Raw genomic sequence first — 21,143 nt, forward strand, 5'->3', positions numbered from 1 at the left:
CTAAAAATCCATTAGCAGCCGCATAGATAGATTGTCCAATATTGCCTAATATAGAGGAGTAGGATGACAACAAAAGAAAATGATCCAGATGATACTCCTTTGTTGCTTTATCTAAATTCAAGGTACCGGTTACTTTTGCCGCCAAAGCCATTTTAATTGATTCAGCTGATTGATTAATGATTAAACTATCTTGCTGAATCCCAGCTGCCTGAATACAGCCATTCAACCTTCCTCCTTGTTCTAAAACAAAATGAGCAATGACTGAATGCAGTGTTTCGTAATCACTTATATCAACTTGTTTGTAGCTTATGTTGCTTTGTTGTATCCAATGCTGATGTTCTGCTGATAGATTACGTCGACCAAGAAGTAACACGTGAGCTTGATATTGAGTTACCAGATACTGGGCTATAATTTTTGGAATCGCTCCAATGCCCCCCGCAATGACATACACACCCGATTTTTTAAATAATAAGCGCGTACTTTTCTTCTCTGGGGTGACTGCATGATAATATTGGGTATGAAAAAAGCCTTCTTGATTTACTTTAACCCAAGTAGGCAATTGGCTTTGTGCAATCAGTGGCAACAATTGAGTACTAAATTCCCAAGGCAAAAGAACCACACTGTAGTGCAATTCAGGAAATTCGAGTCGTGCCGTACGTAAATAAGCATGAATTGCTTGTGCGTATACTGCAGTTTCTCCAAAATCATCAAAACACAAAATCAGGTTTAATTTTTTTCTTGACTGTAAAGCGTCCTGTATATTTTGCAGTAAACTAATGAATTGCGGTGAACCTTGCACTTGGTTCACCAGAATTATGGAACATTCTGAGTCTGTGCTTGGTCTATCAGTTACTTGCAACCATCTAAGAGTTCTGTCCTTTGCTTTATCACAATAAATACGTTGCCAGGATGGTTTAAAATAATGAACTGGTATTTTTTGTGGAATAATTTGCTGCTTATGAATAGGAATCATACAAAAGCCCACAATGTGGCTTACCAAATGATGTTTTTCATCAAAAATAGAAATGTCATAACGTGGAGAAAATTTTCGTTGGGATTTGTCTTCAACAACGACATAGAGTGTAGAAGTCCACACGTGAAATAAATTCAATGCCTCAATTCCATGTGGAATATATACCTGATCTTCAGGTAGGTCTTCTTGTAACACCGAGACACATTGCAAAACACTATCAAACAATCGCGGATCCAATGTAGGATCCTCATGAGATTCTTGTAAAGTTAATACAGCGATTGCTTTATTTTTATCAGGATTAATCCGAAGTGTTTGTACACATTGAAATGCTTTGCCATGATACCAATTGTTTTGGCGAAATTGAGCATACATGTCTTCCACGGAACAATCATAAGTACACTCAACAGTAAATAGCGCATAGTCCTTACTAACAGTCCGCTCATCTAAAGAATAATAAATGCTACTCGAATGCAATAGCTCGCCTGATAACTCACACAACGTGTGGCTCTTTTCAGTTTTAAATAGAATCTTAAATGAACTGTTGTCCGCGTGATGATCCGCATAAATGGGATAAAGCCATTTTATGTCACGAATGCTGATATTGGATATCTCATTTTTATAACGCAAATAAGCTTGATAACAAAAATAAATATGTGCAGCACCAGGTAATATCGGACGTTGATGCAATCGGTGTTGCTCAAAATAATACGCTTTAGTTTCCAGAGATAAGGGGTATTCGTGAATAGCCACTGTATCAGTACGTGGAACGAACCAATGTCTTTGCTTTTTAAAAGAATGCTGTTTTGTATTAGGCTCAGGAATAATCGGATAGTCTTGTAAAATAACATGTGCATTGGAGCCACCTGCACCAAAAGAACTTAGCGCACTAAAACGAAATCCTTTACTGTGTCCCCAAACCGTATTTTTTTCTGGGATAATAAATTGTGTTTTTTCAAAATGACAATGCTCATTCAACGGCCAAGCATTAACCGCAGCAAAAATTTCTTCATGCTGATATTGTAATAAAATTCGCACTAATCCTGCTAAACCAGCACATGCTTCACTGTGGCCCATATTACTCTTAATCGAACCAATAAATACTTTATTTTGATACACCTCACTCAATGCTTTAATTTCGATTGGATCACCTAAGACTGTTCCTGTTCCATGAGCTTCAATATATTTGATTTGCGAAGAATTAATTTTTGCTTTTTGCAATGCAGAAAGGATTACTTTTTTTTGGGCTTCAGGATTTGGCACTGTATATCCGTGCATTTTGCCACCTGAATTTAGTGCACTCGATTTAATTACTCCATAAATTTTATTGCCTTCGGCAACAGCTTCACTCAATTTTTTAATACATAAAGCCACCACCCCTTCAGCGTAAACAAACCCATCTGCATTTTGAGAAAAAGTAGCATTGATGTTTTGTGCTGAAAGCATATGCAAATCAGAGAGCTCTACCATTTGTCGTGGATGTACAATTAAATTGACGCCACCAACTACGGCCATGTTCGATTCACCAGTTAATAGACTTTGACACGCTAAATGAAGTGCTGATAATGAAGAAGAACAGGCGGTATCCACCGCCATACTGGGTCCGTGTAGATTAAAACTGTAGGAAATTCGGTTTGCAGCTGACCAATAAGCACAAGAAGAATTAGCATGTTTTTGGGTGGTCCAATCTTCATTCAACCACGCATAATAAGCACCACTAATGCCGACAAATACTGCAATTTTATTGTCAGATGCAATGGGAAAAGCATTTGCATCGGCAAGAGCAGAATAAGCATTTTGCAACAGCAAACGTTCCTGCGGGTCGATAAAAGCAGCTTCACGGGGAGACAATTTAAAAAAAGCTGCATCAAAGCAATCAATCTCATTTAAAAAGCAACCATTGTACGCAAATGAGCCATGCGCCCAACGTGATTTAGGAATCGGTCCGAATGCTGTCTTGCCCTGTTGCAGCATTGAAATAAAATCATCTGATCCGGTATGCGGAAGCTGATAACTTAAACCCACTATGGCAATATCTGTTTCCCAATTGTAATGTTCTAAATCAGGATTCACTTCTTCAGGAATTTCAGAGTTTTCATTAGTGAATCGTTGAACCAATGCATTGACTGTATCTACCGCAAATAATTCAGCAATACCTAATTCAGGATATTGAGGTTTTAATTTTTGATATAAATCACTCAAACTTAATGAGTCAAATCCGAGATCAGATAAGCGGTCATCTAATTGAATTGTTTCACTATCCAAATAAAGTGTTTGTGCCAATTGCTCGATAATCCATTTCTGATTGTTTGTCGAATGAATTGGGGATTGCTGTTCTTCGACCTGTGGCTTGTTCACTGGAGCCATGGACACCTTCGATAAGGGAATTAACAAACTGGATTGTTTTTTTATCTTGCCCTGCCGCTTTATTTTGGTATCTATGACAATTTGTTCCGCTGATGAAAAATTTAAACACGAACTTTGATATTCAATTTCGGTTAATTGCATTGTTTGTAATACAGATATCCATTGATCGGCACTTAATAAGGGTGAATTGATTTGGCGTAAATGTTGGTCTTTCGCATTCCACCATCCATCAAATAAGCCAAAAATAGCAGTGGTAAAAGGGGTCTTTTCCACTAACTCATTCAATAATAAATGTCCCCCATCAACCAAGCATTCACTCAAGCTGTTCAGGGAATTTAAAATATCGCTCGTTGCATGGATAGCATTGGTCGCAATGACACAATCAAATTCGTGATAAAACTCATGCTCAGCATCCATGTGCTCCATATTAAAGATTCGAAACTCCATGGAGTGTTCGTACTCAGAAAAATAACGCTTTGCTTTATTAACCAATGCAGGCGAAATATCCGTGAAATAATAGACATAGGATTGACCTTGCAATGCTGCTAAAATAGCCCGAGTCGAAGCGCCGCTCCCAGCACCTACTTCAAGAATCTTTATTTTTCTTTGAGCCGACATACAGTACTTTCTCAATTTACTTGCCAGAATCTGATTAGCATGATCAGCAACTGCATGATGCTCATAAAAACCTTGGACTAACTCTGTATTACCCTGAGGAAAAATAACCTGCTGCGGTAATAGATTCCCTGATAATAGATCATCATAGTGTTCACATACTGCTGCAAATAATTTAAGTCGGGACGCATAATCCCCTTCTTTTAATTCAGCTTCATAGCTGTTTTTTAGTGCCTCAAGTTGCTTGATATCTTTGGCAATATAAATAAAGTCGTTATCCAAATGAATAAAATGCATTTTTTGCCAGATATGAAGTAACTCTCGAACCAATAATTGCAAATGTCTTTGAAAAGGCGCCAAAAATGTCGCAATGCAACAACCCTGCATGGGAAAAAACTGATTGATCTGCAGCAAGAGACTTAGTGCAACAAATCCATCCAGGCTCTTATTTTTGTTGATCGCTAAACTGGCAATAAAATCGCTTTTTTTTGCAGTTCCGGTAATTAAAGCAAAAGGCGTATTAGTGCCTATTTGCAGTTCAAAAAGTGTCATCAGTTGAGCAAAAGATAAAGGAGCCAAATGATTATTCGCCATGTACTGTGAATAATCAGCAGAAGTTGCCAAGCCAATGCCTTCGATCACTCCTAATGCACTGACAAAACAGGGAAGACTTTTTTGTTGCGCCGATAAATAACTTTTAAAAGCCGCCTCAAAGCTGTATATCGTAGCCCCTAAATTGGGGTAATAGGCTTGGATTGAGGTAAAGACATACAGGTTGTTGGCGTACTGAGATAACTCTTCAGCAACTAACCAATGGTTGCGTTGAACGACTTGCATCAATGTCGTGGATAATGAGTTCTCACTTTGCTTAATCCACCATTCGTCATCTCGTGCAACAGCTAAATGGAAAATACCCGAAATTTTCTGTAGAGACGCTATTTGTTTTAAACGGGTTAGAAGAACTTCATCTTTATCCGGATCATAGCACTGATAAATCATCTTAGCTTGTTGCAACTGGATTTTTACTTGTTCATTCAATTGGTTATAGGGCTTGCGACCCAGCACATAAATTTGTGCCTTGTAGTGTTCTTGGAGATAGGCGCCCAGTTTTAAGCCGATTCCACCCGCTCCACCAACTAAAACATAGACTCCTCGATATTCAAGGCCTTTATTTAGCACCCTAGGAAATTGTAAAGTGACTTTATCGTATTGATAAAATTTTCCTTGAAAATCAATCACCTTAATGTGAAGTGGACTTATTTCTAAATTAATCGCTTTTACAAAATGAGTGACTAATTGGACTTCTGCAGAAGAATAAAGCTTATCCAGCTGCAGGTAAATCACGCGTTGTTTTTTAACTTGAACACCGCATCTTATCGTAATTTGCCGTATCGCTTCTAATACATAATGGATTGGATTTATATCCGGATAATCAATCGTGATCCAAACATCTTGCCTGAATAGCTCATTTAAGGAAAACTCAGTCCAATGAACCTGTTTCAGGTGAGACAATTCATGATGATTGATACATTTCACTGTAGTTTGTAATGCATCGAATTGTCTTCCAAAAGAGTTTTCTCTGGTTTTGTAACTAGCTGTTATAGCTTTCTTAAAATAAGGCTTACGCTCAAAATCCATCGTCCCTAAATAACGTTCAAAATCGATAACAAAACCCATAAGCCATAACTGAAGAACTACCTCATCACTTAATGTCAAAGCATCCAGTTTGTTCGCTTGATCCAGATCAATACAGATACGTTGCCCTTCTTTAAAATGAAAAATACATTGATTAGAAACACTACTCTGTGAATCGCAGATTAAGGTCAATATCGGTTTATAGTAAGCACTTAATAAAATAAATAAGTTCGCTTCAGAAATTGTGGTTACCCGCTCAATTAATCTGTTCTTAAAAAGATCGATAAAAAAAGAATCTCTCTTTAATAATAATAGGACCTCTTCTGGCACAAGAAGTTGCTGCTCAAGCATAGCAATGAGTTCAACCAAGGCAGCAGGAAAACGGTTTAGTAGTTCTTTTTTTACCGCGCTTAATTCCCATTTATTAATCACACTAACTCTTGCCCACAAAAGAATTATTATTATTTGATGATTTATAATTCCTTCATCTAACAGTAGCCCCGCATCACCTTGCTCAAACACGGCAATTAATTCGGGATCGAGTAGATTTTGCAAAAGCGCTTTAAATGTATATTGATGCTGGTACAGCTCTATACTTTCAGCAATAAGTCGATTCACCTCCGATGGGTCGATTAACAAACCATCAATAAGTTCCAATACATACTCATCTAAATCACTTAATGCTGGATATTGTTCACCATTTAATATTAAATGTGTTTGCATCTTTTGATTGGCTTGCAACGCCAGAGACACAGCATTTCCAAAAGCCTCAATACAACGAATATCAGGTAAGAAATCATAAATCAGATTAATCCAATATTCCGGCAACCGTTCAGAAAAAGTATGCAGCATGTAGGGTCTTAAGTTAACTGCACCCTGTGCACAACAGCCTGGAAGAGTGATAAAGTCATGATTCAATGACACCCAATTAATGGACTCATCATGATCATTGATCCACCCTGCTTGGCGAAAAGAAGGATGGTGCTCCTGGGTATAAATTGAGTTTAATGCCAGATGATACTTTTGCTTCTGTAGAACATAACCCTCAGTGAGCGTCACTCGTGCTTCCAAATCTTCTTTGGTCGCTGCGCTCAGCAATAAAGGTAATTTAAAGGGTTCTTCTGTACGAATCGGTGGGCGCTCAGGAACTGTTTGCAAAATCGCATGCGCATTTGCACCACCAAACCCAAAAGAACTAACCGCAATTTGCGAATGATTATAAGCAATTGATTCTGTATTGATACTTAAAATTTCTGGTAATAAAAGATTAGCTGTATCAGATAGTACATGAGGAGGAATTTGTCGTTTTTTTAAAATAAGAAGACACTTAGCAACGCCTAATAAACCGGCACCAGCCTCCATATGCCCTAAATTTCCTTTAATAGAGCCCACAAAGCAACCAGGATAATTACGACTTAAGGCCTCAAGTTCGATAGGATCGCCAAGATTAGTCCCTGTTCCATGAGCTTCAACATATCCTACATCGAGATTCAAACATTGCTTTTTCGCCAAACGAATGAGTTTTGATTGTGCCGTCACACTTGGAGCAGTCATCGTGCTTGTAGTTCCATTGTGATTACAACTAATTCCTACCACAGCTGCTAAAATGGGAAGATTTAATGAATCAGCCTTTGCTTTTGAAGTAACGAGCAAAGTAACCATGCCTTCCAAAGGTAAATACCCATCTGCTTGCATCGAAAAAGTATGACACCAACCACTTCTCGAGAGCATCCCTGCTTTTTTGAAACTTTGATGCCTTAAAGCACTATCGATGTAATTCACACCAATAATAAAAGCAAAATCATTTTGACCATACTTGATACTGTCACACGCATCCTTTAAGGCAACTAGAGAACTAGCACATGCTGCGTTAATACTTTTACTCTCTCCAGTAAAGTTAAAACAGTGCGAAACCCGATTTGCAACACTGGCCTCACAATTATTCAAAAAAAAACGACTGTCACTTTCCACCTTAGTGCTTGCATAGGTATGCAAGTTATCAACAGTCATCACCCCTGCATAAACACCTGTAGTTGCCTGTTGCAACTCCTGTCGCATAATGCCGACCTGTTCCAGACAAGTATGTACTCCATACAAAGCCAATTTCTGTTGAGGATCGATGTGAGCGATGTCTTTTGCGGTGAGATTAAATAATTCTGGAGCAAAGAAGTCCCAATCAGAGAATAAATTGGCATAGGTCACTTCATTCTCACTATGCCACATTCTCGAGCTATCTACAGAACAACGTGTTTTTTTACCGGCAACTAAAAATTGCCACAAAGCTTCCTCATTTTCAATGTGTGGAAGTCTTAAGCTTAAGCCTATCAATACAGGAGTCGTATCTTCAAGAGTATGAGTCTTGTTTGAAACTCGCGTTAATTCCTGGTCCATTCTGTTCATCTAACCTGTCTGATGAATGTGCAAAAAAGGAGGGAATATAGTCCGTTTTAAACCCTTGTTGATACGTCTTTAAATGAGAAATGAATTGTTTGTCCGTAAGCAAATTCATAGCTGCTTTTACAAACATTAGAGCAATATAATAACGCCCTTCATTTGTGTTTTTATCAATTTTTAATTGAAATGGATTAAATTGATTAAAAGGTGGCAAATTACTTAATATACTTTGATCAGTTTTCAAATCATAACTTGTATTGAGCCCAAGTGAACAAATAGCATATCGCAAATAAACATAAGCTTTAGTGATTTGGTAAGAAGCTTCATCCAGTGCACTAATTCGCCCTTTCTTGTACGCAATATGCAGAAAAGCTTCTTCTAACGCGTTTAAACGTAAAAAATTCGCGATTGTTGCCACATCAAAAAGCGGATTACCAACCCGAGCAAATTCCCAGTCAATTAACGAAAATTGATTCTCTTCCGTTTGAAATAATATATTCCAGGGATTCATGTCATAGTGACACAAACTGGCTTTAGGATTTAGACTTAATAAATAATCTAAATCATTAAATAGAGAGATAACCAAGGAAAAACCTTCGAACTTAGGATTAATTTCAGCAAGATCTTTTACCCTGGACTTTAATTGCAGAAATTTATCGCTTTCTTTACTCACTTTTTTTTCAGGTACTTTGATTGCATGTAATGCACTAATCACTGATCCAAGTGATGCTAATCTATCCAATGATTTATCTAGTGGCCAACGGGGATCATTCGCTATAAATTCATATATAGCTACTTTTTGTGCTGCATTAAAATAAATCATTCGTGGACCAATCCCAATACTCGATGCAGCTTCTGCGGCATACAATTCCACCCATCCTTGAGCACTGCCCTCTTCTAATATTTTAATAACATACTTCTGATTATATGCTTCCACTAAAAAATTCTGACAGAAAGGAGATAACCCTCCGTTCAGTGGCTTTATCGCACCTACATTCCAAGGAAGAAATGACTGCACTGCTGACTTTAAACGAGTAGCAATCGCTTTGGAGTTACTTATTGATTCTACAGTACTCTCAGAAATCAATTCTTTGGGTGTCACAATCTGGTCATCTATAAATAAACGCCAGCTACGACAGACTAAACGAAGCGTTTGAATTTCATCCTTATGGAGATATTTTAAAATCCCTCCCATAATAAAATAAGGAACTTGCAGCTTTCCAAAATTAAAATCTTTGGCCGGCTTGGCTAAATTACCTGATAACCTGGTATTGAGTTGTCGCTTAAATTGATAATCATTAACGGTTTGCATCGCTTGTTTGATGAGCATCACGCTAATGTAAAACTTGCCTAAATCACTTCCTTTATCAATTTTTCCATCACTAGGCTGATATTCATTAAATGCTGGAATTGATCCAATATCCACATGGCTCACACTTAAGGGATCCTTTATATTTGCTGCAAAACAAATTGCAAATCGCAGTAAAGCGATTTGTTGCATGTGCACATAATGCAAATATTCTTCACTGCTAGGTTCATGCCCCAAATAATGAGTTAAAAGAGATTTCGCGGCAGGAGTCTTTAAACGCAAGGTGGCAACTACTGTGGCTAAATCCAAGAAAGGATCATTTAATCCGGCACATTCCCAATCAATAAAATAGAAATTATCAGGAGTTGCCAGTATGTTGTTGGGATTGACATCATTGTGACAATAATGAGTTTGTTTTACCAAAGCCGTTAGATCGTCCAGTTGCATCAGTGCGTATTGCTGCAAGAAAAATAGAGGTGAAGCTTTAGCATAAGTGTTTAAGGTCTCTCTACGTTCAGTGATTAGGGTAGAGTTTTCAATTTCCGCTCGCTTTTTGAAAGGAGGCCCTGAGTGTATTATCGCAAATTTTTTTGCAATAAGTTTCAGCTGCTCATCATCAAGTTTTCCAGTAATTGAAGGATCATTTTCTACATAACGCATGATCACAACACCTGAAGAAAAATCAAAATACTCTACGTCAGGAGCAACTTTGCTGTGTGCGAAAAAAATAGATGCAAGTACTTCACGGGCCCGCCCTTCCATATGTCTTATATGACGCAATACAAAACGTTCATCGCCCACTTGTATTAAATAACTGTTGGCCCAAGGAGAAAATCCCTCTGTCAAACGCTTTATTGTGATCGGCGATTGGGGGATTACAGGCAGAAAAGCTTCAATATGTGGACGTAACTCAGAAACATCAGTTGAGTCTTGTGCCTCAATAAATAATTCAGAACCCTCATGGGTCAATAACTCTCTCCAGCTTTGATTTACGAAACTTAATTTCTTTTTATCTTCTGAAGGTACATAACGAACTATCTTTTGAACAACACTTAAGGGTAAAGAAATATCAAAAAATTTCATGAGAATAAATAAGCGGTTGCCTTAACTGAAAGCATATTATCCAAATAAAGGGCTAAAATCAAATTACAAAATAAATAGGAGCTAAGATATTCATAAATATAAAGTTCTTTGACAACTTTCGAATTCGTAGCAGAGTAATTACTTGAAGCAGAACGATGCGCAGATAATGAATTTGATGAATAAAATTAGGTTTTTCACGACAACTGAGTACTTATCAACCACACAGAGATCAAACTCCATCTTCAAGAGAATAAGGGACAAAAATAGATTTTCGAAGAAGTGTGACAGATTATTTGTATCTTGATATCAAAGACACCTTGGTAAATGATGAATCATCGGATTAACTTCTCAATCCTACAAGAAGTTTGACAGTCTATAAACAGACTTATCCACAGAAATTGTGAATAACTTAAATGAGGTGTTGGGGAGTTAAAAATGATATAAATTAGATAGCACAAGAATTCTTCTAGGTTGCTAACTGGTAATTGTTTATTTGGTAAAAATAGATATCCACAGAAAAAGGATATTAGATTGAATTCAGACCTAGCTATCTTATACAAATAAAAAATAAAAAAATAGTCTTGACTCGAACTATTTTACTTTTTATTTTGCCTCGATGATTTCAGGGGGGGGCTTTATTATAAATGGCACAAATAAACGAGACTCTCTCAAACAAGCACTTGGACATTGGCGAGTCAGATGACCCAAGCGAGCACCAATGATGATGATTTGTTACAATCGACTGGCCAAGAGATTAACGCCTTGATTTATCGCTTGCCATAGCATAATCGTTTGAAGTCGATCCATATATTCTTTTATTATGAGCGATTCAAATAAGGATGTGCTGCTAAAAATTCACAGTAGGATTTATTACCCTCAAGCAAAAGGGTTATTCGCAATGACTTGGGGTTGTACTGTCATCGAAACAACATATTCTGCTTCTAATTGAATATGATATTCTAAACCAGCATGCAATAAGACCAGATTATTTTGGGCATCTTCACACATTAAGTCTCTTAGTTCTTGATTATGGACTATGGCGACAGCTCTCTCTCGGGCAAAATCTAATGGTGATTTGATAAAAAAAACATGTGCATCTATTCCGATGCCGTCACCATATTCCTGATTAAACACTTCTTCTCTAGCCATAAAGAAATTTAATGGAATAAAAATTGGTTTTCCCTTAAAGTCATAAAGGTGCCGATCATCCGCTCGCATACAATAATAAGGAATTGAAGCAGATGCCGCTTCTTTTAATAACTCTTGGTCATGATTATTCTCGTCAGAATAAATAACAGCCTTAGGTAAAGGCATTACTGGCAAATATCTTGATATCTTATCGTCACATTTTTCTTCCTTATCCCATTTATCTTCTTTTTGAGATTGAATCTTATCATACTGACTTAAATCATCTTGATATGTCTGTAAACCTTCTTTTAACTTCTTGTCAGCATATTCTTTGAATATGTCATAAGAAAAGTTTTGGCTGCAATATTGAATATTTTGTCTTCCAAAATCTTGCGTGGCAAAAGGAAGCATACGAATACACATTTCCCTTACTTTTTCTTGATCAAACCATTTTAAAAAATCTTTATCTTCCGTAATAACATTTAAACCGTGACGATAACCAGCCATAAAAGACTCTTGATCAACGACATAGGAAGTTAATTGTTGTGTATCGGCATCATAATAATATGCACGATTTTTTGCCGTAAACTCTCGTGCTCCTTCAATTTTATTATTGATATCACTATGATAATAATAGGTCTCACAATTCATTGAAAATGGTGAGATTGCTCCTGTTAATGGTCCTTGTAGTGGCTGAAAAAGAAAAGAACATCCCGAAAATGTTGGGGTTATAAGCGGATTGAAAATACATTCTGCATCAATAATGGTGGGTTTTTTTCGAGAAATAATCAAATTTTCATGATGAAAATCAGAGCCAGAAACTGATTGAATTAATAGAGTAGTCATTCCCATGATGTATGAAAATTGTTGTGCTTCTTTTTCTGTTCTCAAAATACAAGAAGAACTCTCATCCAGAGCAGCTAAAGATAATGCCTCGCTAAACTTACTCCGCCCGACTTTTGTGGCCATATCATAGTCCAGGTGCGATTGTGAAGGTAAAAATTCAATGTAACCATAGTGCTGTGTGACAGATTCAGAGGCCGAATCGTCAATTCTAGGCAGTATTAAATAAGTGGGAATAGGTTCCAGGGCTCGCCTATTAAATATTTCGGCCAAACTCTCATGTCCTTCATAGCTTGCATCTAAGGCTTTTAACTTGTTTAGATTACCGACCAGCATCGCATCTGCTTGGACAGAAGTTGGTTTATAAACAATTTTAAGTTCTTTTTCGTCCTTATCTCTAAACGTCAAAAAATAAACTTGTTGGCCTTGCTTATGCATATCGCTACCGCTTGGCGTAATACCAACTAGTTTTGGCTCGTTCATATGACTTAAAAATCCTTTTTCCAGCACTGGGAAATCATGTTCAATCCGTTGAAGCATTTTCTCGATATTTCGTATTGCATCTTGTTGAATTTGACGAAGTGATTGTTCCATTTGAAGATACTGAGTAAAGTATTCAGCAAAATCATGGCGCTGAGCATAATATTTTTTAAGTTCTTCTTTTAAAAAAGAATCAAAATATACATCTTCCTCGCGTTCAGTCATTGGCTTTTTTTCCATCCGACGATTTAATGCGATTTCTCTCATTCGTTTGTTTATAGTTCTATAATCAGCATCTACAGGGATTCCGTATTCCTGTTCACGATATTGTTTTAAGTCATATTCAATAAACGATACTATTTGTTGATCCATCACTCCCGCCAGATGTTCAAGGATGAGACTTAATGACTTTTTATCAATATTAAATATTTTTGACTGAGGCTCAAAAAATTGCAGGGTATATGTCTTTAAAGTTTTTTCATCTTTAACAAAATAGTTTTCGAGTTGTTGAACTAAATCTCTTAACAAAACAGCATATGCACTAACGTGCCTCGCATCCGGTGAAAAAGCCTCTATTTCATCTAGTCTTTTCGATTCAAATAGAATTCTGGCCCTCATAACGACCTCAATCCAAACATTCTTATTATATTATAGGCATACAACTCATAAGATTGAGCCCTTATAGAACCCTGATTGACCCCGAGAATATTTTTTTAACCAAGTGATTTAGATCTCTGGTTGGATTAATGGGGTCAGGCCTTGAATTGTGCATTATCAATTAAAAGTTGACAAATCTATTGACCATCAGGATAAATCAACTAAAACATGGCAAGGGAAAATAATCAAAACTCAAGGCCTGACCCTCTAGGTTTTTATGGCAGTGATGTTTTGTTGCACCTGTATTTTTGCTCAAACTATCTAGCCACTTTGGTGGAGAGGCGGGAGCGGGGTTAGTGGATTTAATTAGTGGCTCTGAACGACATAGCGAAAGCATGGCTCAATCCGGAATGCGCGTTGCCAAAACAGGATTAAAAATCGCCTCCGAGGGAGGCATTATGATGTTTTTAAAACACTTCCTTGCGTTCAAATACTTCATTGAACTCACTCATACTAATCAAACCGGCCTCATATTTTTCCCGAGCCTCATGAATACTCATAGAGCGATCATTAGGTTTATCTTCCGTAACACCAACAATAGCATCAAGAAATTCAACTACCCATTGAAATATTTTTCTCATTTGAAGCCTTCCCTGTGATAAAAAATTACTTAGTCCGTTCAACCATTATAGGCATATTTCAAATTCTATTGCCAATAATGTTCTTGCTTGTTCTTGCCCCATATAAAAGAGGGTCAGGCCTTGAATTGTGAATTATCAATTAAACGTCGCTGAATCTATTGGACTATCAGGATAAATCAACGAAAACATGGCAAGGAAAAATAATCAAAACTCAAGGCCTGACCCTTTATGCTACAGCTTATTACTGATTATGTTTTGAAGTGTATGGGAGTGATTAATTCTGCTGAAGTAATTGCGATACAAACTATAAATAAAGAACAAATATAATTTTTACAATGTCTGGCAAATTATAAGCTTCAGTAAGTTCCATTTTGGAACTCCCTGCGAGGCACTTAGATTGGGCATTCACTGCGTACCCAATTCAACAAACTCCATTTAAACCTTATCAAGATTTAAAAAATAACGAGTCGCTTTGAGTTCGCCGGTTCGTTTGAGAATATTTTTTTTAACCAAGTCATTCAGATCTCTGGTTGTTGTCGCTATGGGTGCGCCTGTTATACTCATATAATTTTTAGCACTTAAACCACCTACAAATCCATCAGGTCCAGCATGAAATAATCTTAATAAAGCTTTTTCTTGCCTTGGATTAATTTTCCCTTCCGCTTCCCTTAAAATTACAGATTTCTTAATAATAAAATCAATATACAAATAAGTGCTTTGTTGCGCTTCTAAAGCAATGTTAGCAAACCAGATTAACCAAGATGTCAGGTCTAAGGTTTTACTTGCTAAACCTAATTGTTGATAATATTCCTTCCTCTTTTTTAATAATATTTTTGCCAATACCGTCATTACTGGTTTTGAAAATCCTTGAGATAAAGCTTTTTCTGCTATAGCCCGCCCTATCCGTCCATTTCCATCTTCAAAAGGATGGATACTCTCAAACCATAAATGGGCTATTCCTGCTCGGGTTAATGTAGGTAAAGGGGCTGGACCAGTGAGAGAACTCCGTTCAAACCAATCAATAAATTGCTCCATTTCAGCCGGAACAGATGATGAGGGAGGCGCTTCAAAATGGATTGTTCGATCATAATCAGGTCCAGAAACAATTTGCATCGCTTCTTCATGCTTACGATATTGACCAATATTTTCTAAATGTTGGCTATTACCCATTAAAAATTGATGCCATTCAAATAAAACCCGATGTGTTAGCGGGCTAGGAATCGTTTGATATAAATTAACCATCATTTTAGCAATCCCACGCTCTGCCATGCTCGCTCTAGGAGCTTCTATAGACAACCCTAACTCTTTTTTTATAGAAGATTGAACGCTATCTCTATTTAAATGCTCCCCTTCAATTTCAGAGCTATCCAAAGCATCAGTACACATCAAATCGATAAATAAATTTTGCTTACCTTCTTGAGAAATATGTTGTGAGGAACCAATAATAACGCCAGCACTCTCAGTAAACGACTGTTCATACACAACTAATTTATCGGAGTCCCAAGTAAAATTAGGCCAATTCTCAAGCTGCCAATTCCATTTCATGATTAATAACCTCGCTTTTTATTAATCAAAATATAGCATATTAATGATTAATAAAGTATGGTTTTATTAATCATTTTTTAATGCATCAAAAAGCTGCATAATTACAACCAATCCTAATTAAATTCTCAATATGCTATGTTCAAGATTTAATTAAATTAAAAAGTAATTAAGAATTACCGAAACTGCTACTCGACGTTATCTCTTTAAGATCATCAGCTAGATGCTGTTTATTATAAGCTTCGATAATTAACTTAGCGCATTGACGTAAATTATCATTTTTCGATGAACCAGTAAAAAACACATGAGTTCCATTAAATTGACTACTAGGGATACTGCGTGACATCATCATCTCTGCTGCGACTATACTACAACGTTTGCTCACATCAGCACCCTTTTCTATTAGTAATTGAATAACAGATGAATGTTGTCTTTGAAGCGCTAGTTCAATTGGAAATGTATCATCCTCATTAGGAACTGAAATTGAAGCAATATCTGCGTTAACAATTAAATGCACAATTTCTAAAAGTTTTTCATCTGGAGCATTACCTATTGCACGAAATAGAGGAGTTTCTCCATATATGTCTTTTTCAACAAATTTGATGCCTTCACAACTAGCTAATTTCTCTAATACGCCAATATTTCCAATAGCTGCGGCAATATGCGCAGCAGTTAAATCTTCAGATACTTTAACATTAGGATTAACTTTTCTTTCAGATAACAAATAACTTACTGTTTTAACATAGTTATTTGCAGCTGCAAGATAGAGAATTGTGTTGAAGTCTCCATCTGGCACATCAAAATTTATTTCATCTGGTAGAGACCTTAGGCTTTCTATTAATTCATCATCTGATTTAAGAACCAACCCTCTTAATGTAGGTTTGGTAATAGCTGCTAAATGCTTTGGGTTTGAACTAGGGCTAAACTTCATAAAATAAGTTCCTATAATTTAAAAGGAGCACATTGTGCTAAGTAAATTCATGCGGACCAATTTTTTTATTAATTTTCATAACGGATTAAGAGGGTCAGGCCTTGAATTGTGCATTATCAATTAAAAGTTACTGAATCTATTGACTATCAGGATAAATCAACTAAAACATTGCAAGGAAAAATAATCAAAACTCAAGGCCTGACCCTCTAGGTTCCTTTAACTACCAAGGCATGTACTCATCCTTGTCTTCTTCAGTATCGATTCTATTAGAAAAATACTCTTTCATAACATCTCCCTATTCAAAATAATTTTTAGAAGGGGGGCGATTATAGATTCATTATTTCATAGAATCATTTAAATTTAGGGGCTATTATTTAGATAGTACCCAGAAAAAATCACTCAAAATTATTATTTGAATAATCAACAACTTGAAGTTCATGCTCTCGATTTAATAGGCTGTCAGGAACCTTGCCTGTAAATTGATTATGATCAAGGCGTAATACTTGCAGGTTAGCGATGTTGCCAATGTCAACAGGAATTATACCTTCCAAGGCATTGTGTTCAACGCGCAATGTTTTAAGAAAGTGAAGTTTTGTGATTGTATCCGGAAGAATCCCACTGAATTGATTGTGTCCAAGATAAATATGTTCCAATTGCATTAATTGTTCTATTTTAGGGCTTATGGAACCTGAAATGTGGTTGTTAAATAAATAAATTTCTTTTAAATTTTTAAGCATGTAAAGAGAGTCAGGTAGAACTCCATTCAGTTCATTATCATCAAGTCGTAATATTTCAAGTCGTTGTAAATTCCCGATGGAGGGCGGAATAACTCCTGATAATTTATTAACATGTAAATCAAGCCATTTCAAATTTCCAACATCACCAATACTATCAGGAATCTCTCCGTCTATCTGATTGGATTTAAGCCAAATATTTTCAAGCTTTTTGCATTGACCAATCGTCGCAGGAATACGCCCTCCTATGCGATTAAAGCTTAGGTAAAGTGTTTTCAGCTCAGTTAAATTACATAGTGTATCCGGCAACGATCCTTCCAGCCCATTATCATAAAGTTGCAGTTCCGTTACATGCCCATTTGTATCACATACTACCCCGTGCCATTCACAGTATGAAATAGAATCAGAAAGCCAATTGTCTTGTCTAATCCAATTTGACCCGTTAGTTGCTTTGTAAAAATTCTCAAGTTCTAATCGTTCATGCGGATAATTTGTGTCTGCAAAAAGAGCATTTGAAGCTAACGTTGCCGCAATTCCAAAAAAGAATACTTGTTTACTAGACGATTTTAGCAATCTAAAAAAGGCTTTGAAAAAGGAATGGGGAATCGTTATTGGCATGGAACTCTCTTTTGCAAATTACTCGAACCAGTATAAATATCGAACAATTTAATGTCAAATATGTAGGGTTTGTTTACAACTGAGTCACGTTTTACTTTGAAAGTAAAACTTTAAAAAGTGTATTCCAGAGAGTTTTGACAGAACATATCTTAATGTAACCTATTGATTTTACAATGCCGCTGATGTGAATCGAACACACGACCTTTTGATTACGAATTAGAAAATTAGGGTTTTTAGCCATTTCGACACGTTATGATTTTCTTTTAATTTCCCTTTAATTACTTGACGTTAATAGCATATTAAGTTATAAGTTCTTTTAATGAATTTGACCTCATTCTTCGACACATATTCGACACGTTTCGACACGCAAAATAAAAATTGAGAGAACAGGATGCGAATCAACAAAACAAATATTGAAAACTTAGATATCCCAAAAGCCATTAAAGCGGGGCAAAGTGCACAAAAGAAATATTACGATGATAACCTCAAAGGTTTTGGAGTTCGTGTCACCTCTGGAGGCACTAAAGCGTTCTTTGTCGAAAAACTCATTAATAGAAAACTTAATCGAATAACGATTGGTCGTTACCCCGAAATAAGTCCCGATATGGCGAGAAAGAAAGCCACTGAACTACTTGGGCAAATTGCTATGGGTAAAGATCCGGTGGCTGAAAAAAGGGCACAGTCCATGCGAGAAATCTCTCTTAATGAAGTATTTCAAGAATACCTACAAACCAGAAAAACATTAAAACCGAAAACCATTAGCAACTACGAGCAAGTAATCAATAAAGCGTTTCCTACTTGGAAAAACAAACCAATTCTCTCCATTACCAAAGATCGCATCAGTAAACAACATGAAAAACTAGGTAATGAACATGGCGAAGCTTATGCAAATCTTGCTATGAGAGTACTACGCGCCCTATTTAACTTTGCTTCTGGGCAATATGAAGATGCTCAAGGCAAATCATTAATCATGGAGAACCCTGTAAGACGTCTTTCACAAACTCGCGCATGGTATCGTGTAGAACGTCGGCAATCCTATATTAAACCCTATGAGTTAGAGGCTTGGTATAAAGGACTTATGAAAATAGAAAATGAAACCTTACGAGATTATTTATTATTCGTTTTACTAACTGGCTTAAGAAGAGAGGAAGCTGCCACTTTAAAATGGGAGAGTATCGATTTAACAGCAAAAACATTTACAGTAGTTAAAACGAAAAACAATGAATCCCATACCCTGCCCCTTTCTGATTTTCTATATGAATTGTTGAATGCTCGATATGAGAAGAAAATTAATGGTTATGTATTTCCTGGAACTGGTGCTGCTGGTCATATTATTGAACCACGTAAGCAAATGGCCAAGGTGACTAAAGCATCAGGTATTCATTTTACTGTACATGATTTAAGACGGACCTTTATTACTATTGCTGAAAGCTTGGATATTTCAGCTTATGCGCTTAAACGATTAATGAATCATAAAATGACTAATGATGTAACTGCTGGTTATATCATTACTGATGTAGAACGATTAAGAAAACCAATGCAATTAATTACAGAATATTTTTTAAAGTGTATGAGAGTCCAATCAGTTGATTTCTTGGAACTCAAAATATCCAATTTGGTCAACAATGACTGCTAAATTAAGAAACAATTTATAGCTATCTAGTTTGAAGATAAAATTGATTGAGCTACGTTGTCATAAGTTGGCATTAATGAATATTCATTAATGCTCATATTAGAAAGTATACTGGCAACAGATTTTGCTTTATCACTGGGCAACTCAATTTTAATTAAACCCTCTTTATAATAATTTGAAGCTTGTAGATATTCCTCTAAATTAGGCCATTCAGCATTATGAAAATAATAACTTTCTGAACCGACCATTTCGGTAAAAAAGCCCTCTTTGCTTATGTAAAAATTCTAACCCAGCCCTTTGTAACCTTTTATGTAACTTAACCTCTCCTTTTAAAGTAGAATGTCTTAAATATTTGGTATTTAATGCCCATACACAAATATCATGTTGCTTTTTAGAGCTATCATTACTTTTTACTGCGAAGAAAGCAGCGATTAAAGGATCAGTAGTCCAATCTAAATATCGAGTTGGTATACCATGATGTTGAGCTAATGCCGTAGCTTGGGGAAAAAAAAATTCAAATAATGGAACATAAGGAAAAGCATTATTGCCTTTAGGATGAAAATTTTCTCTTAATACTGTTTGCTTTTTATCTATGTAAATAAAATTATTTATATACCTAGATAAATTATAATAAAAATAATTTACTGAGCTAATTTCATTAGATTGTTTGGGGAATAGATTTAAGGTAGGTATTAGTAAACCGATATTATTAGCTCTAACTAAGAATTCCTCAATTAACCTGATTTCAATAAAAACACTTTTTATTATATTTTCTAATCGTTCTTTAAATTCATCTTGTAGTGAAGTACTAGCAATAATATTAGAAATCGCCGCTCTCAAACCTGGAGTGGGAACACCTGGTATAAAATCACCTATTATTTCATCAAATTTATCCAGATATTTTGTATCTCTATAAAGAGATGGTATTAAATCGTAAGTAGAATCATTGTGTCCGCGAAAAATCCAATTGCAATTTATATCCTTATCTTCATACCATCTTTTATTTGCGAGACTTAATTCATTCAAAAACCCATCCGCAGTTTTGCACTTTATTATACATACCATTTACCAACTCCATTTAAAATGGTTACTTTATAAGTATAGTTTGCTGCTAATAATTAACGTATCTGACGATCAAATTCCATTAGAGATTTTTGCCAAAATTCCAAACATTGCAAAGCAATGTATATTGCGCCCTTAGAAAATTCTTTTCTCGGGAAAAATTGAAAATCGAATATGGAGTTCAATTCAAAATCTCTATTGGGTCGTACGGGAGAGTTCAGTAGTCAAGTAATCCTTGACCACTAAATAGCAATTTATAAAAAGTTAAATTCTGAACTGCATCAATTTGCATTTTTAATTAAACTAAAATGAACATTCCGGAACTTCCGGATACTTCATCTAGTATTGGAGATTTATCGGAGACAACCGGATTATTAAATTTGGCACGCAGTGCGTTCCAAATTGCTGAGAAGAGAAATTGCCCCTTCAAACAAATGACAAAACACATTTGAACAACATATTAATGATTTTGAGTGGTACAAGTGGAACTAAGGGGACAACTTGATTTAATTGAGCTATCAGCGTTCCACGTTCAAAATTTGCAATGGGACTAGTGGGACA

The 21,143-nt window shown here is 36.1% G+C and carries 10 protein-coding genes (1 of these 10 running past the window's edge); 1 reads left to right on the plus strand and 9 read right to left on the minus strand.

Annotation, left to right across the window (positions count from 1 at the left end):
- The 7 genes from ACF8MK_RS16525 to ACF8MK_RS16555 form a co-directional block, all read right to left on the minus strand.
- A protein-coding gene (locus ACF8MK_RS16525) for an SDR family NAD(P)-dependent oxidoreductase (RefSeq protein ID WP_392537579.1) crosses the window boundary here: on the minus strand, window positions 1-7,987 show its 5' portion. 5,003 nt of this gene lie to the left of the window's left edge; the window shows 7,987 of its 12,990 coding nt (coding positions 1-7,987); it begins with the start codon at window positions 7,985-7,987; its stop codon lies beyond the left edge, outside the window.
- Window positions 7,932-10,373: a phosphotransferase gene (locus tag ACF8MK_RS16530; protein WP_392537580.1), complete on the minus strand. Its 2,442-nt coding sequence runs from the start codon at window positions 10,371-10,373 to the stop codon at window positions 7,932-7,934. Before ACF8MK_RS16530 ends, ACF8MK_RS16525 begins: the two co-directional genes overlap by 56 nt.
- Before the next feature lie 876 nt (window positions 10,374-11,249).
- Entirely contained in the window at window positions 11,250-13,352 is a 2,103-nt protein-coding gene (locus ACF8MK_RS16535) for a DUF4135 domain-containing protein (RefSeq protein ID WP_392537581.1), read from the minus strand.
- Window positions 13,353-13,888: 536 nt separating this feature from the next.
- Window positions 13,889-14,062, minus strand: coding sequence for a hypothetical protein (locus tag ACF8MK_RS16540; protein WP_265705153.1), 174 nt, complete (start codon window positions 14,060-14,062; stop codon window positions 13,889-13,891).
- 435 nt (window positions 14,063-14,497) lie between these two features.
- Window positions 14,498-15,607 carry a Fic family protein gene (locus ACF8MK_RS16545; RefSeq protein ID WP_392537582.1) on the minus strand — a complete coding sequence of 370 codons (1,110 nt, stop codon included), beginning with the start codon at window positions 15,605-15,607 and terminating at the stop codon, window positions 14,498-14,500.
- Between the two features lie 166 nt (window positions 15,608-15,773).
- Complete coding sequence (locus tag ACF8MK_RS16550; RefSeq protein WP_392537583.1) at window positions 15,774-16,535, minus strand: ankyrin repeat domain-containing protein; 762 nt, start codon at window positions 16,533-16,535, stop codon at window positions 15,774-15,776.
- A gap of 395 nt (window positions 16,536-16,930) precedes the next feature.
- A complete protein-coding gene (locus ACF8MK_RS16555; RefSeq protein WP_392537584.1) occupies window positions 16,931-17,887 on the minus strand; it encodes a leucine-rich repeat domain-containing protein in 957 nt (318 codons plus the stop codon).
- Between the two features lie 391 nt (window positions 17,888-18,278).
- On the opposite strand from ACF8MK_RS16555, the gene ACF8MK_RS16560 reads away from it, so the two are divergent.
- Window positions 18,279-19,523, plus strand: coding sequence for a tyrosine-type recombinase/integrase (locus ACF8MK_RS16560; RefSeq protein ID WP_392537585.1), 1,245 nt, complete (start codon window positions 18,279-18,281; stop codon window positions 19,521-19,523).
- A gap of 23 nt (window positions 19,524-19,546) precedes the next feature.
- On the opposite strand, the gene ACF8MK_RS16565 is transcribed toward ACF8MK_RS16560, so the two are convergent.
- Together ACF8MK_RS16565 and ACF8MK_RS16570 are read right to left on the minus strand one after the other, a co-directional pair.
- Window positions 19,547-19,768 (minus strand): hypothetical protein, encoded by a 222-nt coding sequence (locus ACF8MK_RS16565; RefSeq protein ID WP_392537586.1) that lies wholly within the window; start codon window positions 19,766-19,768, stop codon window positions 19,547-19,549.
- Window positions 19,737-20,546 (minus strand): FRG domain-containing protein, encoded by an 810-nt coding sequence (locus ACF8MK_RS16570; RefSeq protein ID WP_392537587.1) that lies wholly within the window; start codon window positions 20,544-20,546, stop codon window positions 19,737-19,739. The genes ACF8MK_RS16565 and ACF8MK_RS16570 overlap by 32 nt, the downstream gene beginning before the upstream one ends.
- Between the last annotated feature and the right edge of the window lie 597 nt (window positions 20,547-21,143).

Origin of the sequence: Legionella sp. 227 (assembly GCF_043161935.1) — a bacterium.
Lineage (GTDB): Bacteria > Pseudomonadota > Gammaproteobacteria > Legionellales > Legionellaceae > Legionella > Legionella sheltonii.

Coding starts and splice junctions, on each gene's coding strand:
- ACF8MK_RS16550 (WP_392537583.1), bottom strand. CDS start 16,535: ATGAAGTTTAGCCCTAGTTCAAACCCAAAGCATTTAGCAGCTATTACC.
- ACF8MK_RS16565 (WP_392537586.1), bottom strand. CDS start 19,768: ATGGTCGGTTCAGAAAGTTATTATTTTCATAATGCTGAATGGCCTAAT.
- ACF8MK_RS16540 (WP_265705153.1), bottom strand. CDS start 14,062: ATGAGAAAAATATTTCAATGGGTAGTTGAATTTCTTGATGCTATTGTT.
- ACF8MK_RS16560 (WP_392537585.1), top strand. CDS start 18,279: ATGCGAATCAACAAAACAAATATTGAAAACTTAGATATCCCAAAAGCC.
- ACF8MK_RS16530 (WP_392537580.1), bottom strand. CDS start 10,373: ATGAAATTTTTTGATATTTCTTTACCCTTAAGTGTTGTTCAAAAGATA.
- ACF8MK_RS16555 (WP_392537584.1), bottom strand. CDS start 17,887: ATGCCAATAACGATTCCCCATTCCTTTTTCAAAGCCTTTTTTAGATTG.
- ACF8MK_RS16545 (WP_392537582.1), bottom strand. CDS start 15,607: ATGAAATGGAATTGGCAGCTTGAGAATTGGCCTAATTTTACTTGGGAC.